The organism is Streptomyces sp. TRD_SC_5 (assembly GCF_056836825.1).
The window spans coordinates 92,490-116,520 of the sequence record NZ_JBWZZS010000002.1; the positions used below are offsets into that span (position 1 = coordinate 92,490).

32 protein-coding genes and 3 pseudogenes are annotated in these 24,031 nt (G+C 68.5%); 14 read left to right on the plus strand and 21 right to left on the minus strand.

The window, feature by feature from the left end:
* Position 1 precedes the first annotated feature (1 nt).
* Positions 2-439 carry a transposase family protein gene (locus tag AC1P0E_RS32470; RefSeq protein ID WP_482746051.1) on the minus strand — a complete coding sequence of 146 codons (438 nt, stop codon included), beginning with the start codon at positions 437-439 and terminating at the stop codon, positions 2-4.
* Between the two features lie 179 nt (positions 440-618).
* Positions 619-1,710 (minus strand): IS630 family transposase, encoded by a 1,092-nt coding sequence (locus AC1P0E_RS32475; protein WP_482746052.1) that lies wholly within the window; start codon positions 1,708-1,710, stop codon positions 619-621.
* 176 nt (positions 1,711-1,886) lie between these two features.
* Between AC1P0E_RS32475 and AC1P0E_RS32480 the strand changes: the two genes are divergently transcribed.
* Both AC1P0E_RS32480 and AC1P0E_RS32485 read left to right on the plus strand, forming a co-directional pair.
* Entirely contained in the window at positions 1,887-2,414 is a 528-nt protein-coding gene (locus AC1P0E_RS32480) for a transposase family protein (protein WP_482746053.1), read from the plus strand.
* Positions 2,399-2,545 (plus strand): annotated as a pseudogene (locus AC1P0E_RS32485) (serine/threonine-protein kinase); the annotation flags it as partial. The gene AC1P0E_RS32480 and the pseudogene AC1P0E_RS32485, both read left to right, overlap by 16 nt.
* 254 nt (positions 2,546-2,799) lie before the next feature.
* Here the strand turns inward: AC1P0E_RS32485 and AC1P0E_RS32490 are convergent.
* A complete protein-coding gene (locus tag AC1P0E_RS32490; RefSeq protein WP_482746054.1) occupies positions 2,800-3,138 on the minus strand; it encodes a MerR family transcriptional regulator in 339 nt (112 codons plus the stop codon).
* An 875-nt stretch (positions 3,139-4,013) separates the two neighbouring features.
* Between AC1P0E_RS32490 and AC1P0E_RS32495 the strand changes: the two are divergent.
* A pseudogene (locus AC1P0E_RS32495) lies at positions 4,014-4,405 on the plus strand (ATP-binding protein).
* Between the two features lie 180 nt (positions 4,406-4,585).
* On the opposite strand, the gene AC1P0E_RS32500 reads toward AC1P0E_RS32495, so the two are convergent.
* From AC1P0E_RS32500 to AC1P0E_RS32535, 8 genes are all read right to left on the minus strand, one after another.
* Entirely contained in the window at positions 4,586-5,521 is a 936-nt protein-coding gene (locus AC1P0E_RS32500) for a hypothetical protein (protein ID WP_482746055.1), read from the minus strand.
* A 328-nt stretch (positions 5,522-5,849) separates the two neighbouring features.
* On the minus strand, positions 5,850-6,182 hold the full coding sequence (locus tag AC1P0E_RS32505; protein ID WP_482746056.1) for a helix-turn-helix domain-containing protein: 333 nt from the start codon (positions 6,180-6,182) through the stop codon (positions 5,850-5,852).
* A 126-nt stretch (positions 6,183-6,308) separates the two neighbouring features.
* Entirely contained in the window at positions 6,309-6,770 is a 462-nt protein-coding gene (locus AC1P0E_RS32510) for a nucleotidyltransferase domain-containing protein (protein WP_482746057.1), read from the minus strand.
* A complete protein-coding gene (locus AC1P0E_RS32515) occupies positions 6,767-7,723 on the minus strand; it encodes a hypothetical protein (RefSeq protein WP_482746058.1) in 957 nt (318 codons plus the stop codon). The genes AC1P0E_RS32510 and AC1P0E_RS32515 overlap by 4 nt, the downstream gene beginning before the upstream one ends.
* 36 nt (positions 7,724-7,759) lie before the next feature.
* The gene (locus AC1P0E_RS32520; protein WP_482746059.1) at positions 7,760-8,110 is read right to left on the minus strand and encodes a hypothetical protein; all 351 of its coding nucleotides are present in this window, start codon (positions 8,108-8,110) and stop codon (positions 7,760-7,762) included.
* A 170-nt stretch (positions 8,111-8,280) separates the two neighbouring features.
* A complete protein-coding gene (locus tag AC1P0E_RS32525) occupies positions 8,281-8,637 on the minus strand; it encodes an Asp23/Gls24 family envelope stress response protein (RefSeq protein ID WP_482746060.1) in 357 nt (118 codons plus the stop codon).
* Entirely contained in the window at positions 8,634-9,314 is a 681-nt protein-coding gene (locus AC1P0E_RS32530; RefSeq protein WP_482746061.1) for a hypothetical protein, read from the minus strand. The genes AC1P0E_RS32525 and AC1P0E_RS32530 overlap by 4 nt, the downstream gene beginning before the upstream one ends.
* Positions 9,305-9,949, minus strand: coding sequence for an RNA polymerase sigma factor (locus tag AC1P0E_RS32535; RefSeq protein ID WP_482746062.1), 645 nt, complete (start codon positions 9,947-9,949; stop codon positions 9,305-9,307). The genes AC1P0E_RS32530 and AC1P0E_RS32535 overlap by 10 nt, the downstream gene beginning before the upstream one ends.
* Positions 9,950-10,110: 161 nt before the next feature.
* Between AC1P0E_RS32535 and AC1P0E_RS32540 the strand changes: the two genes are divergently transcribed.
* From AC1P0E_RS32540 to amaP, 5 genes are all read left to right on the plus strand, one after another.
* Positions 10,111-10,596, plus strand: coding sequence for an Asp23/Gls24 family envelope stress response protein (locus AC1P0E_RS32540; protein WP_482746063.1), 486 nt, complete (start codon positions 10,111-10,113; stop codon positions 10,594-10,596).
* A 76-nt stretch (positions 10,597-10,672) separates the two neighbouring features.
* Positions 10,673-10,852 (plus strand): DUF2273 domain-containing protein, encoded by a 180-nt coding sequence (locus tag AC1P0E_RS32545; RefSeq protein ID WP_482746064.1) that lies wholly within the window; start codon positions 10,673-10,675, stop codon positions 10,850-10,852.
* Positions 10,849-11,253, plus strand: a complete 405-nt coding sequence (locus AC1P0E_RS32550; RefSeq protein WP_482746065.1) for an Asp23/Gls24 family envelope stress response protein — start codon at positions 10,849-10,851, stop codon at positions 11,251-11,253. The genes AC1P0E_RS32545 and AC1P0E_RS32550 overlap by 4 nt, the downstream gene beginning before the upstream one ends.
* 36 nt (positions 11,254-11,289) lie before the next feature.
* Positions 11,290-11,979 (plus strand): DUF6286 domain-containing protein, encoded by a 690-nt coding sequence (locus tag AC1P0E_RS32555; protein WP_482746066.1) that lies wholly within the window; start codon positions 11,290-11,292, stop codon positions 11,977-11,979.
* A 45-nt stretch (positions 11,980-12,024) separates the two neighbouring features.
* Positions 12,025-12,630: an alkaline shock response membrane anchor protein AmaP gene (amaP, locus tag AC1P0E_RS32560; RefSeq protein WP_482746067.1), complete on the plus strand. Its 606-nt coding sequence runs from the start codon at positions 12,025-12,027 to the stop codon at positions 12,628-12,630.
* Between the two features lie 769 nt (positions 12,631-13,399).
* Here the strand turns inward: amaP and AC1P0E_RS32565 are convergent.
* The 7 genes from AC1P0E_RS32565 to mscL form a co-directional block, all read right to left on the minus strand.
* Positions 13,400-13,660, minus strand: a complete 261-nt coding sequence (locus AC1P0E_RS32565; RefSeq protein ID WP_482746068.1) for a hypothetical protein — start codon at positions 13,658-13,660, stop codon at positions 13,400-13,402.
* Positions 13,657-13,878, minus strand: a complete 222-nt coding sequence (locus AC1P0E_RS32570; RefSeq protein WP_482746069.1) for a hypothetical protein — start codon at positions 13,876-13,878, stop codon at positions 13,657-13,659. Before AC1P0E_RS32570 ends, AC1P0E_RS32565 begins: the two co-directional genes overlap by 4 nt.
* A 170-nt stretch (positions 13,879-14,048) precedes the next feature.
* A complete protein-coding gene (locus AC1P0E_RS32575; protein ID WP_482746070.1) occupies positions 14,049-14,288 on the minus strand; it encodes an ATP-binding protein in 240 nt (79 codons plus the stop codon).
* 5 nt (positions 14,289-14,293) lie between these two features.
* Positions 14,294-14,503, minus strand: coding sequence for a hypothetical protein (locus tag AC1P0E_RS32580; RefSeq protein ID WP_482746071.1), 210 nt, complete (start codon positions 14,501-14,503; stop codon positions 14,294-14,296).
* Positions 14,504-14,705: 202 nt separating this feature from the next.
* A complete protein-coding gene (locus AC1P0E_RS32585; RefSeq protein ID WP_482746072.1) occupies positions 14,706-14,918 on the minus strand; it encodes a hypothetical protein in 213 nt (70 codons plus the stop codon).
* A 1,650-nt stretch (positions 14,919-16,568) separates the two neighbouring features.
* Positions 16,569-16,991 (minus strand): hypothetical protein, encoded by a 423-nt coding sequence (locus AC1P0E_RS32590; protein WP_482746073.1) that lies wholly within the window; start codon positions 16,989-16,991, stop codon positions 16,569-16,571.
* Between the two features lie 557 nt (positions 16,992-17,548).
* Complete coding sequence (mscL, locus tag AC1P0E_RS32595) at positions 17,549-17,956, minus strand: large conductance mechanosensitive channel protein MscL (RefSeq protein ID WP_482746074.1); 408 nt, start codon at positions 17,954-17,956, stop codon at positions 17,549-17,551.
* Between the two features lie 247 nt (positions 17,957-18,203).
* Here mscL and AC1P0E_RS32600 point away from each other — a divergent pair, with 247 nt between their 5' ends.
* From AC1P0E_RS32600 to AC1P0E_RS32625, 6 genes and pseudogenes are all read left to right on the plus strand, one after another.
* Positions 18,204-18,839 carry a hypothetical protein gene (locus AC1P0E_RS32600; protein ID WP_482746075.1) on the plus strand — a complete coding sequence of 212 codons (636 nt, stop codon included), beginning with the start codon at positions 18,204-18,206 and terminating at the stop codon, positions 18,837-18,839.
* A gap of 156 nt (positions 18,840-18,995) precedes the next feature.
* Positions 18,996-19,265: a hypothetical protein gene (locus AC1P0E_RS32605; RefSeq protein WP_482746076.1), complete on the plus strand. Its 270-nt coding sequence runs from the start codon at positions 18,996-18,998 to the stop codon at positions 19,263-19,265.
* A gap of 353 nt (positions 19,266-19,618) precedes the next feature.
* Positions 19,619-19,822 (plus strand): helix-turn-helix domain-containing protein, encoded by a 204-nt coding sequence (locus AC1P0E_RS32610; RefSeq protein ID WP_482746077.1) that lies wholly within the window; start codon positions 19,619-19,621, stop codon positions 19,820-19,822.
* A 52-nt stretch (positions 19,823-19,874) separates the two neighbouring features.
* Positions 19,875-20,380 (plus strand): annotated as a pseudogene (locus AC1P0E_RS32615) (YihY/virulence factor BrkB family protein); the annotation flags it as partial.
* An 82-nt stretch (positions 20,381-20,462) separates the two neighbouring features.
* Positions 20,463-21,122, plus strand: a complete 660-nt coding sequence (locus AC1P0E_RS32620; RefSeq protein WP_482746078.1) for a phosphatase PAP2 family protein — start codon at positions 20,463-20,465, stop codon at positions 21,120-21,122.
* Positions 21,123-21,286: 164 nt separating this feature from the next.
* Entirely contained in the window at positions 21,287-21,745 is a 459-nt protein-coding gene (locus tag AC1P0E_RS32625; protein ID WP_482746079.1) for a DDE-type integrase/transposase/recombinase, read from the plus strand.
* 57 nt (positions 21,746-21,802) lie between these two features.
* Here the strand turns inward: AC1P0E_RS32625 and AC1P0E_RS32630 are convergent, their stop codons facing one another.
* From AC1P0E_RS32630 to AC1P0E_RS32640, 3 genes are all read right to left on the minus strand, one after another.
* Positions 21,803-23,401 carry an alpha/beta hydrolase gene (locus tag AC1P0E_RS32630; protein ID WP_482746080.1) on the minus strand — a complete coding sequence of 533 codons (1,599 nt, stop codon included), beginning with the start codon at positions 23,399-23,401 and terminating at the stop codon, positions 21,803-21,805.
* A gap of 81 nt (positions 23,402-23,482) precedes the next feature.
* Positions 23,483-23,710 carry a hypothetical protein gene (locus AC1P0E_RS32635; protein WP_482746081.1) on the minus strand — a complete coding sequence of 76 codons (228 nt, stop codon included), beginning with the start codon at positions 23,708-23,710 and terminating at the stop codon, positions 23,483-23,485.
* Entirely contained in the window at positions 23,707-23,943 is a 237-nt protein-coding gene (locus AC1P0E_RS32640; protein WP_482746082.1) for a hypothetical protein, read from the minus strand. Before AC1P0E_RS32640 ends, AC1P0E_RS32635 begins: the two co-directional genes overlap by 4 nt.
* Positions 23,944-24,031 lie beyond the last annotated feature (88 nt).

Here is a 24,031-nt window from a genome sequence, read left to right on the forward strand (position 1 = left end):
GTCAGCGGTTGACTTCGAGGTTTGTCAGGACGAGCAGGGCGCGCAGGAGCTGGGTGGCGCGGACGGGGTCGGTGCGGAGTTTGGTGAGGGTCCGCCAGTTCTTGAGGTGGGCGAAGCCATGCTCGACCGGTGCGCGTCCGATGGCGAGGACGCGGTTGGCGGTCTTCTCGCCCGGGGTGAGCTTGTGGGTGCGGCTGGCGGTGTAGCCGGTGACGATCACGGGGTCGTGCAGGTCGTTGTCCAGGCCGCGGAAGCCGAGGTCGGCCAGCGCCCCGAGGCCGGCGGCGCGCAGGTGGGTCAGGATGTGATCGTGGCGGGCGGCGGTGTTGTCGTGGGTGCGGCCGGGCCGGGCGGGACGCTCCACCGCTCGCGCGCCCGCCTCGTCCTGCAGGACGAGGCGGGCGCCCTCGCTCCGTGGGGCATCAGCGTAGGGACACACATGTTATGACGTGATGACCTGCGCCAGCCGTCACAGCCCATGCCGCACTGCGCGGGACACAATGCCCACGGCACCGGCTAGCACACCAAGAACAGCCGCGCCCACCCCCAACGGCCCAGCCAGCGACGGATGGACCAAGGCGAGGTAGACTGCGACCCCCGTGATCAGCAGCCCCATCACTAGTGACCTGAGTCAGAGATTCGTCGGCAGTAGGCGGCGACTTTGTCGAGGATCTCGTCGGCGGTCTTGGTCCAGATGAAGGGCCGTGGGTGGTCGTTCCAGTCGGCGAGCCAGTTGCGGATGTCGCGTTCGAGGGCTTGGACCGAGCGGTGGACACCTCGCTTGAGTTTCTTCTGTGTGAGCTCGGCGAACCACCGCTCGACCAGGTTCAGCCAGGACGAACTGGTGGGCGTGAAGTGCAGGTGGAAGCGTGGGTGGGCCAGTAGCCACTGCTTGATGGCGGGTGTCTTGTGGGTGACGTAGTTGTCGAGGATGAGGTGCACGTCGAGGTCGGCGGGCACTTCCTTGTCGAGTTTGGCGAGGAACTTCTTGAACTCGACAGCCCGGTGCCTGCGGTGGAGAGAGCCGATCACTTTGCCCGTGGCGACTTCCAGAGCGGCGAACAGGGTGGTGGTGCCGGCGCGTACGTAGTCGTGGCTTCGGCGTTCGGGAACTCCTGGCACCATCGGCAGGACGGGCTGGGACCGGTCCAGTGCCTGGATCTGTGACTTCTCGTCCAGGCAGAGCACCAGGGCTTTCTCCGGCGGGTCGAGATACAGGCCCACCACGTCACGGACCTTGTCGATGAACAACGGGTCCGTGGACAGCTTGAACGTCTGCGACCGGTGCGGGGCCAGGGCGAACGCCCGCCAGATCCGCGAGACCGCGGACTGCGACATGCCCGTCGCCGCCGCCATCGACCTGGTCGACCAGTGTGTCGCGTTCTTCGGTTTCTCTTCCAGCGTCTTGACGATGACCCGCTCGACATCGGCGTCGGTGATCTTCCGTGGGACACCGGGTCTGGGTTCGTCGGACAGGCCGTCCAAGCCACGTTCGAGGAAACGCCGCCGCCAGGTGCGGACCGTGTCCGCAGTGACCTCCAGCCGACGGGACACCTCCATGATCGAGTGCCCCTCGGCGCACTCCAGCACAATCCGCGACCGCTGAGCCAAAGCCTGGGCCGTCGTACGACGACGCACCCAGCCCTCCAGCACAGCCCGTTGGGCATCGGTCACCGACAACGGCGGAATCTTCGGACCCGGACGACTCATACCCAACCAACGACAAATCTTCGACTCAGGTCACTAGGGCCAGCAGGAGAACGACCAGGCGCAGCTCCCGGTGGTCGCGGTCCTGACAGGGCGCGTCCGCATTTGTGGTCATGAGGTGTTCGGTTCCTTCGCGAATCAGGCGTGCAGCGGCTGCAACCCTTGGCGGGCGCCGCTCCGTGCAGCGGATCGCCGCGTCCACCTACTACGCCCACAAGAAGCGTCAGGCGGCGCCCTCGGCTCGCACCCTCCGCGACGCCGAGCTGAAGATCCTGATCCAGGAGGCCGTACGAGGCCAACTACCGCGTCTACGGCGCGAGAAAGATCTGGCGGCACCTGAACCGGAAGGGCCACACCGTGGCCGCTGCGCCGTCGAACGGCTGATGTGCGAGACCGGCATCACCGGCGCGGTCCGCGGCAAGAAGGTCATCACCACGATCCCCGACTCCACCGCACCGAGGGCACCGGACGTGGTCGACCGTGACTTCGTCGCGCTCGCGCCCAACCGCTGCTGGGTCGCCGGCTTTACCCACGTCGCCACCTTCTCCGGCGTCGTCTACGTCGCGTTCGTCGAGGGCACCTCCTCCCGCCGGATCATCGGCTGGTCGGCCTCGACATCAATGCAGACTCAACTCGACCCCGAGTTCCGGAGCCGGTTCCACCGCGAGGTACAACTCTCCGCCCCGTGTGCAGGGACGTCATCCTGACCCCCGCCGGACCCCGTGTGTTGGATTCCGGGATCGCCCACGCGGCCGACGGCACCAGCGTGACCCGCACCGGCGTCACCACCGGCACACCGGGCTGGATCAGCTCGGAGCACTACCGGTCACTGTCGGCGCCCGGCGGCCGGCACGAGGTACTGCGAGAGGGCTCTCGCGATCGGCGACCTGTGGAAACGTGATCGATCCGGGGCTTGTCGCAGAGCTCTCACAGATGCCCTCGTTATGAGAGTGACTCTCGGTGCACAGGTCACACGCTCGGCCCCCAGGACCGTAGAAGACGATGTTGCCCGGAACGCTTTGCGCGCTTTGAGTCCCGGGCACATGCGTGGGCGGCAGCCGCAAGCGCCTGGGAGTTGCAGGTCTGCACCACTCAGGCCGCGGTCGTGGGGTTCGCTGGTTCGGCGGTGCGGCGGTGTTCGGCGTTGATGCGCTGGGCTTCTTCGAGTTGGTCTTCGAGGATGACGATGCGGCAGGCGGCCTCGATGGGGGTCCCGTGGTCGACGAGCTCCCGGGCGCGGGCGGCGATGCGCAGCTGGTAGCGGGAGTAGCGGCGGTGGCCGCCCTGGGAGCGGAGCGGGGTGATGAGTCGGGCTTCGCCGATAGCGCGGAGGAAGCCCTGGGTGGTGCCGAGCATTTCGGCGGCCCGGCCCATGGTGTAGGCGGGGTAGTCGTCGTCGTCGAGACGGCCGAACGAGTCGTCTGCTGTCACTTGCACCTCTCATGGAACGCGTGGAGGGGCCCTGGTGCCGTTGGCACCAGGGCCCCGAAGGAACTGCTACACCATCTGCCGGCCCTGATACTGCGCCGGCCTTCTGTTTCCGCAGACCCGACCGAACTGCTGTCGGGGTTGCGGGGATCGCGGTTGCTTGACCGGAGACCACCTCACTATCGATGTCCTGCGGTACCCGGGCCCAGTGATTTCGCCCGGGCGATCCTGATGGCGCGGGGCTCCTCCGTTCTTTCCCTCTGGGATCACTTACCTACTGCTGGTACTGCTCTTGCGTACTGCTGGTGATGCGTACTGCTCTGTGGCCTTGTGGCTACGCCACTCTTCGGCAGCCAGCCCCGTCGCCCGTCCTGCATCTGCTCTGGCTTAGAACCCCACTGCCGAACCTCCCGGTGCGCGCGTCCGCAGCCGACGCCTTCACCGAGGTGCTGCTCACTGACTTCACTGCTGGGTACCGCGAACTGCACTTACCGAACTGCGGCACTGCTTACGGCGGCCCCTGATCACTGCGGGCCACCCGGTCCGGTCGCCAGTCCCGTCGCCGTCCTGCAACAACCCTGGCTTCGAAACTCCACCACCAAACCGTCCTGCGCACTGCAACTGCGGTACTGCTGCCCGGCAGTTCGTTTCTGCCAGGACCTGCTGTCTCTTTGGGTTACGAGAGAAACCTTAACCACACCACCGACCAATGTCTACTCCGCCCGAGATAGATTTCAGCGTGTCCGACGGTGAGGTAATCGACCCCGAACAACGATGGAGGGCGGGGGCAAGCCGGGTTAATAGGCCGCAGACCGGGGGGGCACAAGCACCGGACAGACAGGGCCGGGCATTGACGATCCAGAGACCGGGGGAACCTGATGGACACGATGAGCGTCAACGTCGCAACCCGCCGCTCCGCGACATCCATCGCCGGTGCACGCGACAGCGCCCGGGGCTTCCTCGACGAGCTCGTACCGGCGATTGCGGCCGAGGCCACCGACACGATGGTCCTGGTCGTCTCGGAGCTCGTCACCAACGCCCTTCGCCACGGCGGCGGCACCTGCACCCTGGACCTGACCGCGCACCCCGGCAGCATCGAGGTGGCCGTGCACGACCCCAGCCCGCAGGCCCCCCATACATGCGCACCCCCGACCTGAACGGCGGCACCGGAGGATTCGGCTGGCACATGGTCAACCACCTCGCAAACGCCACCGCCGTGTCCCGCCGAGCACCCGGCAGCAAAACCGTAAGCGCCCTCCTCGCCCGATAGCGCCAGGGCGCCGACGCCGACCGGCTCTCCCACCTGCTGTGCCGCAACATCGACGAGGCGGGCCCGTACCTGTACGTCCGTCCTACGCACGGGGCGTATCGGTGGTGGCGGCAGTTTCGTCGTACGCCGCTGACATAGCTTCTCGTGGCAGGCGGCATTCGTGTGGTGACGTTGCGTCGGTTACTGCTCGTTCCCGAGCGCATCTTCCTTGGGGAGCTGGCGGGCGAGGGTCGCGTACCTCACGGCGGTCGTCTCGGAGATGTCGAAGATCGCGGCCAGGTGCATGGGGTCTGCTCCGGTGGCGAGGGCTTCACCCAGGACGCGGTCGGCGCGGACGCGGTCGGCGCGGACGCCGTGCTTCGTGAGCTGGTGTCTGAGGAAGTGCGCGCTGACCGGGCCGGTGCCGAGCGCGGTCTGCCGGGATACCAGAACACGGCGGTTGAGGGTCCGGGGCCAGCGGGTGCGCCGTTCGCCGAGCCAGGCCCGCAGGGCCGCGCGGGTGGTGAGGGAACCCATCGGCTGGATGTTGCCGTCGAGGGCGATGCGGTTCTGCTGGAAGTCCAGGTCGTCCAGCTGCAAGGTGCGAATCGCTTCGCCCCGGACGGCCTGTACGGCGGCTAGGGCAACGGCCAGTCGGGCGGCCGGCGTCTGGGCGGCGGTCTGGACGTGGGCGATCTCGTCCTCGGACATCGGCATGACAGGTCCCGGTGGGCGGCGGCCGACGCGGATGCCCCGCATGGGGTTGCTGAAGACGCGCTTGTACTTCTTGCCGTAGAGGACGAGGGACCGCAGGGCCGTGACGACGGACGTGTACTGGCTGCCGCAGAGGCCCGTGACCGCATCGGTGACATCCTCGCGGGTGATCTCCCGCAGCTGGGACCGGTGCTCGGCCCACCGCTCCACGATCGGTCGGACGGTGCCGAAGTAGGAGTGCAGGGTGCCCAGTGGCCGGGGGCGGGCGTCGCCGTCCAGCAGCCAGAAGAGCCAGCCGCGGACATCCAAGGCGAAGCCGTCGGGTAGCTCGGCAGTGCGCCGCTCGATCCAGTCCCTGGCGGCCGGTGCCCGGTCGTCGTGCAGAAGGTCCAAAGCGGCGAGGACCTCGGCCGTGTGGCGCATCGGCAGGCCGGTCCCGGACAGCCGTCGACGCAGTTCGACGTGGCTGACGCGATCACCGTCCGGGCAGCCCTGTCAGCCCGGCCAAGGGCTTGGTGGACATCGCGATGCACGTAGACGGTCCAGCCGCGTTCCTCACCCAGCCCAACGGCGTACTTCCGGGCCACGCCCAACACACCCTCCCCCGTAGGCTCGGGCCGCTTCAAGGCCGCCGGGGATCGGCCGGCGTGGCCGCGCCGATAGGCCCGACTTTTGCACGCGTTCGAGCAGTACACGCGCGGACGCCCCAGCCCGGTGCGGACGGGCAACGTCATCGAGCAGACCGGACAGGTCATCGCGGCGGCAGCGATCGGCCACCGCGCGAGCGCGGCACCACCGCCGGTGCGGGCCCAACCTGCCCGACTGCCTCAGCCGCGGGCGACTGTTCGCTCGTGGTGCGGGTGACGTTCTCCGGCTCGGGCGTCATGATCTCGGTGATCTCGCAGCCCAGAGCCACACAGATCACTTCGATGTCGGAGAGCTTGATGCTGGCTGGGGTGCTCGACCACAGACCGGGCATCTTCCCGGCGCTGATCACAAGACCGTGCTCCGCGAGGAGCCGCTGCAACTCGCTTGCCTTCCAGATCTCCCGATGAGCCGCGGCCAGTCTCAGGTTCCACTTCATCGGGTCAGTCCCTTCCAGCGGTTCTCGGCGCGCTGGTGGGCGGCCGTCCAGGCGTCTTCGACGTGCGGTGCACATGTAATGGTGCAGTCGGGTATTGGAACTGTCCGAATGCCCCTGACAGGATGGTCACGGTCGGCATGTCTGGATCAGAGAGGCAAGGACCCCTGCCGGATCATGCAGAGGGTGGGCTCCGTCGGTGACGACGCGGCGCGTGCCAGGGTCGACGGGGTCCGTCTGTGCCCACTCCGGAGACCCGATGCCGATCTCAACTTCCAAACCGGAGGCCGTGGCATAGCGTCGCTCGGTGATGAGCCCCCACGCTTGCGTTCGGACGAGCTCGCCGAGGGCAAGCTCGTCGGCCCAGGTGTTGTTGAAGTACTGGGTCTGGTCTGTCGTGAGCAGGACGATGTCGATATCGGAGTCGGGGCGCGCGGCGTTGCGCGCGTATGAACCGACAAGTAGCAGGCCGACGATGTCCTGGCGGTTCGCGGCCCAGCGTGTGATGCGGTCGATGATCTGCTGCGCTTCGGCGGCCCGTTCCTGCGAGATCTCGGTCTGGTTCGCTGATTGTTCGGTGCGGTGTGTCATGTGGGCTCCTGGACTTCCAGACGGCGGCTGATCTCGGCGGCGTAGGCGCCCAAGTCTCCAGCTGCGGCTCGTTGCCATTTGACGGCGACGGTGATGTGGATGCCGAGGGTGCGGGCGAGGATCGCGGCGGGCAGTTCGGTGGCGAGCTGGAACAGCGCGGTGGAGCGGGTTGCCGCCAGCCGGATGCCGAGCTTGCGGAGTCGTTCGCCCATGGCCCAGGCGCCGATTGGGCGGCCGGGTTGGCCTCCGAGGAAGAGCCAGAGCGAGTCGGTCTGGGCGAGGACCGCGTGGCTGCGACGGGCGGAGACCTGTTCCAGGGCCAGCTCGGCGACGGGTCCGGGCAAGGTGACCGCGATGTCGCCGAGGCGGATGCGGACTGTGGCGTCCGCCTTCTCGATGTGCGCGGTGGTCAGCCGGGAGATCGCCGCTGGCCACTGGGCATAGAGGAGCAACAACAGGCCGGCCAAGCGGTCTTCGGTCCGGATGGTGTCGTCGTGCAGCAGGCGGCGGGCCGCGGCCCAGCGGGCGTCGTTGCCCATGGCCTGGGAGGGGCCGTTCCACTTCACGGCGGGGAAGCTGAGGTCGCGGGCGATCTCCTGGGTGAGGGCCCAGCGCACAAAGTGGCCTGCTTCTCTTTGGAGTTGGGTCTCGTCGCGGATCATCCAGCGTTCGAGGCCGCCCTGGCAGAAGCTGGCCATGGTCAGGTTCTGGTCCGTGAGCCAGTCCAGGAGATAGACGGCGGCTCGGAGGTGCACACGGACGACGTTGAGCTGGGTGTGTGTGATGTCGTTGCTGCGGCTTCGGCGGCGAAGCCGACAAATCAGGTGCCAGGTCGCGTAGCGGTGCAGGATCTGCCGCCCCTCCGGGGTGGCGTGGGAGGCGACGAAGTCCTTCACGTGCCGTTCGAGGCGGACCATCTGCTCGTCGCGGGGCGGCAGGGCGTCGGCGGCCACGAGGACGCTGCGTCGGCGCGGAAATACGATATGACGCTATCCGTTGCGATGGTGGCGCTCCAGGAGGCCAGCGAGGGCAGTCGCCTCCGTCGGTTTGCGGTCCTGTTGTAGTTGGTCAACCGTCGCGCGGGCCAAGGGAGCGGGCATGTCACTGGCAACAGCGTTCAGGAGCGCGGTCACTAGGCGGGCAGAATCGGGGAGTTCGGAGAGCTTTTGTACGAAGCGCGCCGCACTGAAGGCGTCGAGCTTCTGGGCGGCAGCCAGCATCAGGGCTTCGATCGCCCCGTCGTGCTGGCGTTCACGGAGAAGCGCGATCAGGCTGGTCCCGTGGTCTTTCCGTGCTGTCTCTTCTGGGAACGGCCACTGAGCATCGGTTGTCGCCTTCATCTATAACTCCCTTGGCCGCAGGACTTCGGCATCGATGGTGTCGCACCGGTGGGTGTTCCACGTGAGGTACTGGCGCACCAGGTTCCAGCTTGAGCCAGCCTGGCGGTGTCTCGCCGTGCAGGATCTTGCTGATGGACTTGTGGCTGATGGTGTCGGTGACTGGCCCTCATTTACACGGTGCTGGTGACCGTGACGAGGACGGTGACCGGTGCGGTTGTGCCGTGCTGGGTCAGGTGGGCGGTGAGGGCGGTTCGGACGTGTTCGCGTACCTGCTGGGCGACGTCCAGGACGCGGTGGTCTTCGTGCACGGCGCAGCGTACTTCTAGGTGCCAGCCGCTTTCGGGGCAGTGTTCGGCCCGGATGCCGGCCTCGCCAGAAAGTGGGTCGGCTCCCATGGCTTGCTGTGCGCGGGAGGCCGTGGCGGCCAGCCGGTCGGCGAGGCCTGGTTGGAGTGCGGCCACGCCGGGCACATCGAGGGCAGCCCGCGCAGCAGTCTGCTGGATGTCTCGGTTGCTGGCGGAGGTCATCGCTGTCCGCTCCGCTTCGTCAGTCGGCCACTGGACGCGGCGGCAGGGTCCAGCACGGTGTCGATCTCCAGGTCCACGTCGCTGACGGCCAGACCCAGCTCGTGGTCTGCGGCATGGAGAACGGCTCGGCGTACCTGGGCGGCCCGGTCGGGCAGCGGCTGGTCGAGAGCAGCTGCCAGGGTCATGGTGACGTGCACGGCGGTGCCGTTGCCGGTGGGGGTGAGGCGGCAGCTGGCGGCGCGGGCTCCGGGCACGGTGTCGGCAGCGCGGCGCAGGACTCTCGCGGCGGCACTCTCAGCGATCCGCAGGTCGTGGGCGGGGTCGTCCAGCGGCAGTAGCGCGCCGAGCCGCACCTCCGCCCGGACCGCGTTGATCACCCGCTCGGCGAGGCTGTGCTCGCGGGGACGTTCCTTGTCACGCAGGGCGCGGGTGGCCTTGTCCAGGGCAGCCAGCCCCTCGACTGCCTGTCGGCAGTACTGGCAGTGGGTGGTGTGCGGGTCTGCCGTGGTCTCGGCGTCGCGTGCCTCCTCCCAGGCGCGGCTGAGTGGGCGCCCGCAGGGCAGCAGCTCGTCGCCGGCGAGCAGTTCTGCTTCGGGGAATGGCGGGCGGGCGGCCGCCTTGGCGCCTTCGGCTGGCGGTCCGTGGCCGGAGTCGGGTTGTGAGTCGCCTAGCGCCATGGGCGCATCGCCTCCTGCAGTGCGTGTCGTGCGCGAAAGAGTCTGCCGCGCACCGTCTGCTCGCTGGTCGCGGTCACGTGTGCGATCTCCTGGTAGTGCAGGCCGTGCAGTTCCCGCAGGATCCAGCAGACTCGTTGCTCGGGGTTGAGCTCGCGAAGTGCCTGGGCCAAAGCGGCCGTTGCCGCGTCCGTCTCGGCGACGCGCGGTGGTGAGCTGCCCGCATCGTGTGCAGTGGGCTCGGGGGCGGTGTCCAGGGGAAGAGCGCGGGGGCCGTGGCGCAGGATGTTGAGACAGCGGTTGGTGACGATGCGGTACATCCAGGTGCCGAACGAGGCGCCGTGGCGGAACTCCGGCAGGTGTCGCCAGGCGGCGAGAAATGCTTCCTGGACGGCGTCCTCGGCGTCGGCCTGGCTGCCGAGCAGGTGGTGGGCGAGCGCGAGCAGTGGGCTGCTGTGACGGCGGACGAGAACGGCGAACGCGTCGTCATCTCCCTCGGCCGCCCGTACGGCCAGCAGCCTGTCCGCCAGCTCGGCGAAATTGTCCCGGCTGACCGGGACGTCGGCGCTGGTCAGCGGCGCAGGCTGCTGGAGGTGGTCTGCGCCCGGTGGGGGCGGGTGTCCGGTCCGGTCGCGCATCCACCGCTCGCTTCCTGCCAGGACCGTCGTCCCGGCGTCCGCACCCTTCGAGTCTATGTGGTGCTCGTCACGTAAATGGTGTGAGGAATGCGGCTGCAGTGTGTCTAATCCTTCGACGGGCACCGCACCGGTTCCCGCACGGACACCCTCGGGAGGTCCTCATGTCGGACACAATCAGCCGCCCCACCGCAGGTGAGAGCCAACCCGGCACCGCAGGCAAGTCTCTGCAGGGTCGCACCGGCGCCGGGGCGGCGCCCGAGACACGTGGGCGGACCACGATCGCCGACAGTGTGGTGGAGAAGATCGCCGGGATGGCCGCCCGTGAGGTACCGGGCATCCACAGCCTCGGCGCTGGGATGTCCCGGACCTTCGGGGCCGTCCGCGACCGGGTGCCAGGTGGGCGCCCCAGCGTGACCCGTGGGGTGAGCGTCGAGGTGGGCGAGCGCCAGACGGCCGTGGACCTCGACGTGGTCGTCGAATACGGCGTCGCCATCGTGGACGTGGCCGGCGATGTCCGCACCAACGTCATCGGGGCCGTGGAACGCATGACGGGCCTGGAGGTCGTCGAGGTGAACATCGCCGTCGACGATGTCCACCTACCCGACGAAGAGGACGAGCAGGAGGAGACAGAGGGCCGTGTGAAGTGACCCCGCCACCTGCCTCGGACGCGGTGCAAGGCGGTGTTGGGGAGAAGCCGATCGATATGAGATGCAGGTGAGTGAGATGAGCAGAGCGACGGTGGGCCTGCTGGCAGGTATGGCCCTGGGCTTCGCCGCTTACTTCGGCGGCTTCTGGGCTTTCCTGCTCGTGGCGGTTCTGGGCGCGGTCGGCTTGGTCGTCGGCCGCCTCCTCGAGGGTGACCTGGAAGTATCCGACTTCGTCCGGTCACGGGAGCGGCGGTGACCCGGCAACCGGCTGCCGCCTCACCCGGCAGACCGGCCCACGCTCCCAAGCCTCTTGTACCGGCGGCCGAGCGCGGCGCGACCGTGATCCCCGACAAGGTGGTCGCCCGCATCACGGCCCGCGCCGCGCATGAGGCACTGACCGACCAGACGGGCGCGAGCCCCGCGCGCCTGGGACTCACCCCGCCCCGCTCCACGGTCGCGGTCAGCAGCGGATCGGCCCGGCTGGGCCTGTCCCTGGACCTGCCCTACCCGATCGACATCGCCGGTACCTCCCGCGAAGTGCAGCGCTATGTCGGCGAGAGGGTGGCCTGGCTGACCGGCATGCGTGTCACCGAGGTCACCTTGAGCATCGAGCGCTTGGTTCCCTCCGGCGGCCTGGAGCACAGACGCGTGCAATGACCCAGGCTGGCACACCTCACGGGAAGGAGAGCTGGCATGTCACGGGACCAAGAACCCGCCGCCGAGACGGAGCAGCCCACCACCCCCCAAGCGGCCACTCCGCTGACGGTGGAGCTACTGGCCAAGCAACCGCCAGACGCTGCGCAGTCCCAGCCGAGCAGCATGGCGGCCGACGGCACGCGTGCGTCGCGCCGCCTGTGGTCTGCACGCCGGATGCCCGCCGCGCTGACTGCCCTCGTCATCGGAGCCGGCGCCGGGATCCTGCTGTTCGACATCTCCATGGTGCGGGCCAGCCGAGAAGCCGCGGCCTGGCGTACCCGCCTCGCTCACGAACTGGCCACCCGCCCCCTGGACGACATCTGGATGCTCATCGGCGCCGCCCTCACCGCAGCCCTCGGCCTGTGCCTGATCATCCTGGCGCTCACCCATGGCCTGCGTCACCAGCTGCCCCTCAACGTCCCCGCCGGCCAGTGCAAGGTGCGGGCCGTACTGGACCGGGACGCCGCCGCCCTGATACTGCGAGATGCCGCCCTGCGCGTCCCCGGCGTCAGCCGCGCCAGGATCAGGGTGCGCCGACACCGCATCAACGCTCGCGCAGACATACGCTTCCGCGACCCCGCCGAGGTCAAGACCGACCTCACCGCCGTTCTGCACGAGCAACGCGACCGGCTCGCCCTGGCCCACCCGCCCCGGATCACCCTGCGCGTACGGCAACGCCGCAACTGACCCGTCTGGGACGCCCGAAGTGGCAAGAAGGCAGGAGACGAAGCCATGAAGAGGCAATCCGCGGTCAACCGGAGCCTGATGGCGCTGGTCGGTCTCGTCCTGCTGGGAGGTGGCCTCCTCGTCCTCGCAGGTGGCCTCGATCTCTACCGGCGCTGGAACCTGACGCCACCCGACGGCTGGCCCCTGACCACCCCGCACAGCGTCCTGCTCAGCGCAGGGGGGCGGACCCGTTGGACCGACGAGGGCTGGTGGTGGCCAGTGGTCATCGCCGTCTTGGCCGTCATCGTCCTGCTCACCCTGTGGTGGCTACTGGCACAACTGCGCCGCACCCGCCCAGGCTGCATGCCCATCGAAGGAACACCCTCAACATACGGAGTGGAACTGCACCACAACGCCCTCAGCGACGCCATCGCCGCCGACGCCCGCCAGCTACCCGGCGTCCAGCACGCAAGGGTGCAGATGGTCGGCCGGGCCAACCATCCCGAGGTCCGCGTCGCCCTCACGCTTACCCCCGACAGCGAGCCTGGCGCCGTCCTGCAGGCCTTGTGCCACGGTCCCCTGGAACGCGCCCACCAGTCCACAGGCTGGCCCCAACTCCCCTGCCAGGCACGGCTGCAGGTCAGCCCGCACAAGCCCCACCGCGCCGCATAGTAGCCCCGATATTCATGCTTTCAATGGGAGGCAATGCCTAATCCGTTGTTAAGAGAGCCCCGCAGGGCGGTTTTGTGGGTCCCTCGAACGGGAGGTAATCGCGCTGGGGAGTCAAAGCGCCTACACAGCCACCTTCCCGGCCGACTCGATGAACTCACCACCGCCGTCACCGAACGGTCGGGAGCGGGCACTCGCTGACGCGGAGCGACACCCGGCTGACACGACGGTGGTACGGCGCCTGGTCGACACATGGCCGCGGCCGGCTGGGACAGATCGCTCTCGAACTCGCCCCGGCGTTCTGTCCGAGCAGGAAGCCGTCGACAAGGTCGGCCCGGTACGCGGACGACGTCGGCTGCGACGTCGAAACCGTCCTCGCCGTACGCCGCTACGCGCTCACCGGCGACCACCGCGCCCTGGAAGGCACCTGGCTCTGACCGCCGGGCACCGCCCACCGGGTCAATACGGCATGAAGGAGGTACGGCAAACGCGACGCTCTGACCGCGACCCTTCTGGTCCTGATCGGATTCGTCGTCTCCGAAGATGACACCCGACCCCGCTGATCCCCTATCCCGCCTGCACGGGATCCCGTGGCGGCGGGGCCGGGGCAGCCGGGTGAGCGCTCCCTGCAGGGGCCCCGGCCAGCAGTCGGCGACGAGGTCTGTTGGCCGGGTGCTCGTGGACTCCTGCCCAGGCCGTCGCTATCAGCTGGCGCGGTGGCTAGGTGTCGATGCCGGTCACCGCTGTCGGGCCGAGCGGGGCCTGGCCCTCGCTAATTCCGGCCCTGGCGCAGGGCGGTGGTGGCCACCTGCTTGACGTGCTGTTCCGCGCTGCGGCTGTCGCCGGCCTCTACCTCCAGGCGGAGGCTGAACGTTCCATCCTCGTGGACGGTGAGGATGTCCAGGTCCTCGCTCTGGCCCAGGGCAGTGTGCTGCGGGTCGGCCGGACGCAGCTGCCGTATGAGAGCGGCCCGTTCGGCGTCGGTCACTTCGCGCAGGAACGTACCCGGAATGGTGATGACGAAGGTGGTCATGCAGGCTCCCTTTTCCCGTGCCAGGCTTCCCGGCTCTCCCGCAGCGCCGCACGCGCCTGTCGCGTGCCGAGCAGCAGCGAGAACTCTTCGAACGCGATGCGCTGCACATCTGCGGCGGTGACCGGGCGTCGTTCCTCGGCGCGGGCCAGGGCCAGTTCCGCAGCCCCCAGAGCCAGGAGCTCCTCACGCTGGGCGTCGCTGACCTCAGTGCTCTTCAATGCGGCCAGCACCTGGCGCCACAGCCCTGCAACCGAACGCCCCGCACCGCCTAAAGGACTAAAACTCATCCCCATAGCCTGCCCCGCCACAGCCGAAAATCCCGGGCGAATGCCGCTATCCATGCCCCCATACGGTGCCGCCTGGCGGGAGTGCGAGGAACGGACAGACCCTAACCGGCCGCAAGTTCGAGAGGCACGCGGGCCTTGATCCGCTTGCCGATAGGCTCACGCCGCGCCTCGAAGCCCTCGCACATGGCGGTGACGATCTCCAGGCCATGCCCGCCGATCCGGCCCGGATCAGGCGCACACACCACCGGCAGAGCAGGGCTCGTGTCCCACACCGTGATCTCCAAAGCCGGGCCGACCACCTCCACGTCGAGGACGCACGGGCCGGGAGCGTACTTGCACACGTTGGTCACCAGTCACTGACCACCACCTCGGCCGCTCCGGCCGCCTGTGAGGGGACCTCGATCCGGCGCTGCTCGCACAGCTGGGTCAAAAAGTCGGTGACGAACCGCCTCGCGTCCCCGATCGACTCGAGATTCCCGTCATACGCCACACCAGCCCACGCCACCGGGCCTGCAACAACCGGATCTTCCCGACCATCAACTGCCACCTGATCCACAACATCTCCCCCGTGCCCCGCAGGTCTCGCCGCCGAACGCGACACCATCGCGTTTACCCCCGCTTTGCCACAGCATCCCCACAAACTGCTTGTCGCCAGGCCAGTTGCGGAAAAGGGGCGCTTCGCCGTGGCTCACTTCCAAACCGCGGGACGAAGCCCGGCACACAGTACGCACTCATGCCGCAGCAACGACCACCGGGCATCATTCACGCCGGCACGTGGTGCGTGGTCCTGGGGACAGGCCTTCGTTCAACCGGGCGCGCAGCAACAGGAGTGCTTCAGTGTCCGCCCGCTGGGCCAGTCGCTCAAGCAGCGCCCTGATCCGCGGATCGTCACCCTCCCGCACGGCTTGCACGATCTCGCCGATCAGCTCCGGCACGTCCGTGGGCGGTAATCCGTCTTCTTCGGTAACCATCGGCGCCGGGTACCCGGTGCCGGCGGACCAGTGCGGGGGAACACCAGCCCGACAGCTACGCGCTCCGAGACGGGGGAAATGACCCGGACCACGCCCGCCCGCTACCCGCCCAAAACGGATCATGACTTCCATCGCGCCCGCCCGCCTCGACCACTCAGGCCGGGGCAGCCACAACACCGCCTGGACTGCCATCAGGTGTTGACCGGTTCAGCTCAGCGCCACCGCCACCATCGCCCACACGACCGTGACCGCCGTGCACCGGCGCCTCCAGCCAGTACGCACACGCCAACAACCCCGGATCTCACCGTGGGAACCTTCCATGCCCGATCAACGCCCTGCGGGCCGGGCAGGAAGGCGAAACGGTAGTACCGCAACCTCACCGAGACGCAGCCGTTAGCAAGCTCAATGTGGCCGACCCCGGCTCTTCACCTACCCGGGCCAGCTCACCGGCCCTTCGTACGCCCCCACGACCGCCTCGCCAAGACGCCACGATACCCGTGCCCCCATATCAACCTGATGCGGACACAGGGCGGCGGCGCCCGGTCCAGCGTGGGTTGGCAGAAGAACCGGCGTGGCCGGTTGCGCAATCAGCAGCTGGCGATCCGCGCCGAACTCGACGGGGCACAGGCGGCGTAGCGCAGTGAGCTTCAGCGGTTCAAGCGGGCTGTGGGCAGCACGTTCAGGGGCCAGCCGCCGCCTGCGGGTGGCCCCTGAAGGACCTGCTTTGCCCACTCACATCAAGCGTGTGCCCACACCCACGCCCCTTTAACAACGCGAAAAGAGATCATCCTGCCCTGATCGGCGGCTTCCTTCGACAGGCTCCCTCAGCGCGTCAAGGGACCGGCCTCCCTGGGGGGAGGGAGGCCGGGCCGGGTGCGGGATTGGAGGCGGGTCCCGCGTCTCAGCGGTCGGGGGCGAGCGCTGAGTCGCTCCCCAGCCTCTCACCAGTGGGGCAGAAAGCCCTCCGTGCGCGCGGACGTGTTCTGCGTTCGCGCGGACAGTGACCACGACACGCGGCGGTCGTTGATACGCCGACGCGAGTGCAATTTCCGTCCCCCACGGACCCGCGTTGTGAGGGCCCTCCCCTCAAGGGCCCTCACCCTCTCTCACCGGCCGGCAGCGCGCGTGCTTCTCGCGCCCCCCGTCCGGCCGGGCGCACAGGGAGCATCCTGAAGATGTGGCTTCCTCGGATGACCCAGGTCAGGGCTCGGTGCTAAAGCCTGTGGGTTGGTTGGATGCGGTTCGGCTGACCGAGCAGTTGCGTGCAGCGATCGGTGAGGCGCGGCGGGCGGCTGTGGTGCTGGCGCAGCGGGTGCGGGACGTGCACCGGGCGCGGGTTTGGGTGGCGCTGGGCTATGGCGGGTGGGGTGAGTACGCGCAGGCCGAGCTGGGTATCAGCAGGGCGCTGGCGTACCGGCTGATCGACATCGCGGAGTTGGCCAAAGGGCTGAGCGGGGCAACCCGGTGCCACCACACTTCACCCCACCGAGTCCGTGACCCGAGGTTCACCACGGCAGTTGAGCCGGGGGACGCATGCAACCCCATGGATTGCGCGCGCTCCGGGGGCCCCGACAACCGCGCCTCGGCTCGGGGCCCCCAACCCAGCCCGGCCGTGGTGCGCCGTGCACACCGGCAGAGCTCCGGTGCTTGTCAGCCGCGGAAGAAGCCGAAGATGTTGTTCTCCTTGCGCCGCGCATCCGCTTCCGTCTCTTCACGTGCGCGGTCCTCGGCCTTCTGACGCTCGCCCTCCTTGGCGTAGGCACACATGTCGCAGTCGCCGCCGACCGGTACGGCCTCCCAGTCCTCCCCGCTGGGGCAGACCACACGCCGCAGGAAGGACAGGACCAGACTGCGGCCTTCTGCCGCCGCTGGAGCTGCCCCCGCTCCCGCAGCTCGTGCCACGTGGGCCGGCCGCACCGCCGAACGGCGGAACTGCGCGGAGCCGCTGGGAGCGTTCAGGAGGTGTCGCCGGACCAGTTCCCAGCGGCGCGGGGTCGTACAGTTCCCGCCCGCCAGCTCCGAAGAGGATCTGGCGCGTACGGCCCGCGTATGACGGCCGATGGAGTGAGCCACGGTGCGCAAGGGTGGCGCAGCCAGCTGTACTACCCCGCAGCCTGCACAGTAGAAGCAGCGGCTCCGAAGACGTTTGGAGCCGTAGCCGGGGCCCTGGGCCAAGCCGTCACAAGCCGTCCAGGGCTTCGTCTTACCCACCAGTGTCAGCACGCTTCCGCGGCCGCGAGCCCACTTGCCAGACGGCCATGGCGCCTTTCCGCTGGTTCTTCGTCAACGGGCGGCAATCCCGTAGGGCCGACTGATGGCGCACTGAGGTGACGGCGGCTGACACGGCGTCTGCCACGCGCTGGGCCTGGTCACGCTCAATCGCCCGGCTTCCAGATCCTCGCCGGCGTTGCACACCAAGGGGCCGCACCGTCACCAAACGCGCGCCGAGCCTGCAGGGGTCGATCACGAGAGCGCGCCTATCGATGAGGCGCACCACGCCGATGCCGGCTGTGTCTGGTCTGGTCTGGTCTGGTCGAGCTGCTGGGGTTGGAGCGCTGGAAACGCCTGTCAGGATGTGTACGAGGGGCCTGCCGAGAGAGTGTTGCTGTCGGGCGCTCCGTTTGGTGACGTCAATTCGCTGGTGCAGTGCCCACAGCGGTATGCCTGGGCGGGGACGGAGTTGAGGCATGCGGGGCAGTCCCGCTTGTCTGCCTGGACGTCGTGGTGCGGGGCGAAACGCTCGTGGAGTTTGTTGACCGCAGGACGACGAGGAAGTACAGCGCGCAGGCGATGAGCAGGAAGCTGATCGTGGCGTTGATGAAGTTGCCGTACGGAAAGACTGTTTGGCCGATCATGAAGGTCTTGCGGCTGTAGTCGCCCGTGGCGCCGGTGGCCAGACCCGCTACAGGGGTCAGGAAGGCTTTTACGGAGCCGTTGACCACAGTGGTGAACGCGGCACCGACGACGGTACCGACGGCCAAGTCCACCACATTTCCGCGCAGTACGAAGCTGCGGAACCCTTGCAGCAGTTCCTTCACCAGCTCAGTCCTTTCATCCGTGTCGCCCTGGCAGCACAGCCGGTCGGGCGTCTGCTCACCTCACGCCTAGCCCTTTTCAGTGACGCCAACCCTCACCGCCGAAGCACCGCGACCGGGTCGTCCTGCGACAGCGGCCTGAACTGGGCTGGTAGCCCGTGTGCGCGCCCTGTCTGGCCGGTGCCAGTGATCACGCTGAGGCTGGTTGCGGTGCCCTGGATCGCAGGGCGTGAGACTTGGAAGGATTCGAATGTCAGAACGCAACACGGCTCTGCGCAGCCTGCACGACGTCGGGCTGGCGGCCTGGTTCGGTGGCTCCCTGATGGGTGCCATCGGCCTCAACGGGGCAGCGAACAGGTCTGGGGACGATGAATTGTCCACCGCGCGAATCGCCAGCGCCGGCTGGGCAGCCTGGACGCCGGTGAACGCAGCAGCGATCGGTGCTCACCTGGTGGGAGGAGTCGGCCTGCTGGGTGCGAACAGCGCCCGGGTGGCCTACCAGCAGGGGGTGGGTGCCTCCACTGTGGCCAAGCTGGTGCTCACCGGGGCGGCCCTGGCTGCGACCGCCTATACCCGAGTCGTGGGTAAGAAGGTCGAGCTCGCCTCGTCCCTGGACCCCAGGGATGCCCAGATGGCAGCGGAGCACCCGATCAAACTTGAACAGGCACAGCGTCAGCTCGTCCTGCTGCAGTGGGCCGTGCCCGCTCTGACCGCGGGCGTGTTGGTCCTCAACGCCCTGCACGGTGAGCAGCAACGCCCCGAGCAGCAACGGCTGGGGATGGTACGCCGGGCCGCCTCACCCCTCGTCACAGCTGGGGGCACCGGATGGGCTGCCGTTCGCCGCGCCCGTGAGCGCGGCCTGCCGGGACGGCACTGCGAAGCATAGGTATCCATCCCCAGCCGCCCAGGCTCCGGCCCACCGTCCGAGCCGGAGCACCCCTGCACGGCCGAGCGCTCAGGCGCACCCGGATTGGAGGGCCTCAAGATCAACCAACAGCCGTGGAACCGCAACCGCTTATCCCTACGCCAGAAGGAGAAACGCATGGCCAAGGTCACGCAACCTGTCACGGACGACAGCATCAAGGTGCGTCAGCTCAGCCACTACCAGTTCACCTGGGTCGCCGGCGGTCCAGGGGCCCCAGGGACTATTACCTTGCAGCTGGTGCTCGACGAAGGCGCGTGGGAAGAAGTGCTGACCGTTGACGCCGACGACGCGGACGTCCTCCAGGACCTGCTCTCCGAGACGTCAACCGTGCACTACGACGTCAGCCGCCGCACCCTGATGTTCGGTGTCACACCCGTCGGCAGCTGACACGCCACTGCACCAGAGACTCGTGCGGCGCTCAGTTCTCGGTCGCTCTGTCTTTGCAGCGAATCTGGCCGACCCGGGCTTCGCCGCACCGGGTCGGCCACAGGGTCTTCGTAACTCCACGCGATCCCACTGCCAAGACGCAACGGCGCGGGTCGCTTTGGCATCATCCGTTTGCCATGGGCCCTTGGCTTTGGTGGCTCCTGCGCGGGAACGACGGCAGTGGTGGGCACTGATGCCCTATGCCCACCGTCATTTCAGGGCGGCCACTCACCATGGGGGAGCCCAGGACTGGCGAGTCCTGGGCGGGGCAGACGAGAGAGACGGCCGACCTTGGAAAACTTCTGCAAGTGTCCATGCACCGACGTCACCTGACTGCGCAGGCCCTCGCGGAGCGGACCGGTATCCGCACGCCGCGTATCAGGGCGTTCGCTGAGGACGGGGCCAGCGGTCCTGTCCATCCCACCGCGCAAGAGCTGGCCGAACTCGCCGACGCCCTCGGGCTGCCGCTGCCCGAAGTCCTTCACGCGGCCCAGGTTCCTGTCGCGGCGCCGGCCTGACACGGGTCCGATAGCAGTCATCGCGGTGTTGCTGCCCGCATTCTTCCTCGGCCTGGTAATGGCCTGCGTCAGCGCGCTCATCGTGGGGTTCACCGGGGCCTCGCGCGGCAACTGGGCGGCGCGCTCGGTATCGGGGACTCCGCTCTGACGGTGTGGTCGATCGCCAAGTGGCCCGTCCTGGTCCTGCTGGTCACCGTCATGGTCGCGATCCTGTACTGGGCCTCCCCCAACGCCAAGGGCCGGGGCTTCAAATGGGTCACCCCGGGCAGCTTCCTGGCCCTGCTGATCTGGTGATCGCCTCGGCCGGCTTCGCGCTCTACGTGGCGAACTTCGGTTCGTACAACAAGACGTACGGCGCCCTCGCCGGTGTGATCATCTTCCTCGTCTGGCTGTGGATCACGAACCTGGCGATCCTGATGGGGCTGGAGTTCGACTCGGAAGTGGCCCCGGGAGCGGGCCATCATCGGCGGCCACCCCGAACACGAGGAGCCGTACGTCCAGCCGCGCGACACCCACACGTGGACCGACGAGGACCGCAGGGAGGTGGGCGGCGTCTGACCCCAGGCCGTCGCGCTTGAGCGGGCCCCGTTGCGTGCCGGATCCAGCGTGTTGGATACCGGGTGAGGGGAACCAGCAGGTCATGCATCTTCTTCATGATTTCCGTCGTGCCGACCGGCATCTGACCCACCGGGCCGCTTCATGGGACTCTCCCTGGGCGCGGCAGGTGCTGCCGGCGGTGGAGTCCGCGGCGGAGAAGACGAAACTCTGGTGGGGTATCGCCGTTGTCATGGCTGCCGTAGGCGGGCGCACGGAGCGCAAAGCCGCGGTGGCGGGCGTGGCGGGGATGCTGACCGCGCAGGTGATCGGGAACGCAGGGTGCAAGCAGTTGTACGAGCGGCGCAGGCCCCCGGCGGACCTGATTCCGCACGACGATGTAGAGGACCGGCCGGACAGCTCGTCCTTCCCCTCCGGGCACACCGCGGCCGCCGTGGGCTTCACCGCCGCGGTCGCACTCAACTCGCCGTGGTGGGGAGCTGCCGCCGCGGTTCCTGCCGCAATGGTGGCCGTGGAGCGTGTCCACAGCGGAGCCCACTATCCCAGCGATGTCGCGGTCGGCGCCGTCATCGGCCTGGCGAGCGCCTGGCTCGTCCACCGCGCACCTCGGCTGCTGACCGCAGCTGGCAGGAGATCCTGCTCGCCGCCACCGTCCACGGGCGCGATCTTCCCAGCCGTCAAAACAGCCGTCGACCGCGGCGGCGCCACCGCAGTGCAACGCCTGACCGGCACCCGGCCCGGCTAATCCCGCCTACCAGTCCGTCGTGGGTGCACCCGCCGCTCGTGGAGGCAAAAGGGCAGCGCGGCGGGCACACCTACAAGGGTGGCCCACCCGCCCAGGTAAATACAGTCCAGCGCGCCCTCACCCGGCCGATCCCTCACGGCACACGCCAAGGGGCGGCGCGGCCCTTGGCGGCGCTGTCCGGCATCGCTTCCCGCCGCGTGGTCGGGTGGGCCACGGCCGACCACCTGCGGACCGAGCTGGTCGCCGACGCGCTGACAGCCGCCTGCCGGCATCGCCGCCGCACCGGCCCGGTGATCTTCCACTCGGATCGCGGCTGCCAATACACCAGTCAGCAATTCGCTTCTCTGGCTCATGAGTTCGACATCCGACTGTCGGTCGGCCGCACCGGGCAGTGCTGGGACAACGCGCTCGCCGAGTCGTTTCTTCGCCACCATCAAATGCGAGCCTTTCGGCACCGCCGCCCTGGCCCAGCCGGGCCGCCGCCCGCACCGGGCTCTTCGATTTCATCGAAGGCTGGTACAACTTGCGACGACGATGCGCACGGTGAGCCACGCTGCTCCGGCAAGCCCTCAGAGCGCGTCGGCGAGGTTGAGGAAGACGGCCAGGCCCAATGTGGGGGCTAGCGCGGTCCTCACAGGCGAGGCCTTCACGGCACGTGGAGTGTGGCGGTGTCCGCGGCGTCAGCAGGTCGCGCCCGGTTTCACCGGCTTGAGGTCGATGAGGTAGCTGTCCACGGCGTTGTCCACGCAGCTACTGCCGCGCCCGTACGCGGTGTGTCCAAGTTCCTCGAAGGTCAGCAGCATGCCCTGGGGAAGTTGGCGGGCCAGGCTCTGTGCCTCGTGATACGGCGTGGATGGGTCGCCGGTGGTGCCCACCACGAGGACCGGCGGAAGGCCGTCGGCGGACACCCGGTGCGGGCCGGGCCCGCGGTGCGGCCAGTCCTTACAGTCGAGCGCGGCGACCACGCTCTCGGACCCGAAGTCGCCCTCGGCGAGGTGTGCCTGGTCGAGGGCCTTCCAGTACTCCTGGGGGCTTTTGGGGTGAGGGATGTCAACGCAGTCGACCGCGGTGATCGCCACGTCGGAGTTGTCGGGGTGGCTCTCCTCCCCCTGTTCCTCTTGCTCCACCTCGTCACCGCTGCCGCTGTCCTGGTCCCCCCAGGTGTCTTCCTCTCCGACGGCGATTGTGTCGAGCCTCGTTCCGTCACCGCTGGCCGCGTCGCTCAGACCGTGGGAGAGCGCCTCCCACTGCTCCTCCGGGGTGTACATCGACGTGACGATGGCGCTGTGCAGGGTCGCCGCGTCCAGGCCCCACTCGCTGTCGTTGACCGGCAGCGGCTGCTCGGCGGTCTGCACATAGAGACCGCCGAGCAGCTCGCGGATGCCGTCAGGGGTGTCGGCGGGGCAGGCGTCCCCCACCACGTCGGCGCAGTGCTCGGCGTAGTCGTCGACCGCCTTGCGGAATCCGGCGGCCTGGCTACGGGCCCGCTCGGACCAGTCCAGCGAGGGGTCGACGGCCCCGTCCAGCACCATGGCGCGTACCCGCCAGGGGAACAGCTCACCGTAGGTGGTGCCCAGAGACGTCCCGTAGGACCAGCCGAGATAGCTCAGCTTGTCGTCGCCGAGCGCGGCGCGCAGCACGTCCATGTCACGGGCCGCCTCGGCCGTTCCGACGTGCGGCAGAATCGAGCCGCTGTGCCTTTTACAGGCCACGACCGCGCTCGCGGCGTCGGCCAGGGCGGCCCGGCGCTGCTGCGCCGTCGCGGGGTGGAGCGGCTGCGGCGCGGCGTCATCGGCCTCTGTATCAGCCTCATCCTCAGGGCCGCAGTCCACGGCGGGCTTGCTGTCCGCCACACCGCGCGGGTCGAACCCGACGATGTCGAAGCGGGCCCGTATTCGCTCGCTGAACGACTGTGCTCCGCCGTCCTTGAGCAGGGCGACCCCTGATTCTCCGGGGCCGCCCGGATTGAAGACCAGCGACCCGCTGCGGCGGGTCGTGTCAGTCGCGGTGACCCGTATGAGGGGGAGAGCGAAGGTCTTGCCGTTGCCGGGCGCCGAGTAGTCCATGGGGACTTTCAGCGTGGCGCAATCCTCCTCGCCGCAGGGCTTCCACTGCGGCTTCTGATGGTAGAAAGCGCGCAGGTCGGCGCGGGTGGCGGGATCGTCGGCGGCGGCCTTCTTGGGTGTGTCCTGGGTACAGCCGCTCAGCGAACCGGCGGCGAGGGTCGCCGCCACGGCCAGGACGACGGCACGGCGGTGCCGCTTGTCATGAGTGAACAAGAGTGACTGCTCCGGAGTCCGAGTTGAGCATCGCTGCGACGTGTCAGCGGCGAGGACACGGTACGAAGCGGAATCCCATCCTCACATCGTTCCGAGGTAGAGGCCGCTTCTCCTCTTCTCGTCCGGAGGGATGACAACCAATGCCACCGCCGAACCCTCCGGGAGCGCCGCCGGGGCCTTCAGGCTGCTGGCTTCGGGTGCGCGGCGGGCGGCGAGCTGGGCGGCGCTGCGGGCCACGATCCGCTCGCGTTCAGCGTCGTCGAGGGTGTCGTCGTGGAGCGCGGCCAGAATTTTCCGCCACAGCGTCACCGCCCGCTCCCGTGTTCGGTGTTGGTGTGCTCGTGCCACGGCCCGGTACTGACGGCGGCCGGGGCGATGCCGAGCTCATGGCTGGCGGCGACCAGCTGGTGCCGCCAGGTGTCGGGGAAGTGGAAGGCGACATGGAACCGCTCGATGCCGAGCAGCCGGTAGTGGGCGGTCCAGGCGGCCAGCAGGGCGGCTGACCGGGCCGACCCGGTCAGTACGTATGGCTGGGCGATCAAGCTGCCTGTATGCCTGCGGGTCAAAGCGGAGGCGGGCGAATCATCCCTGGCCGCAGACGCGTCACCCGGTCGCCGGGCACCCGAGGAC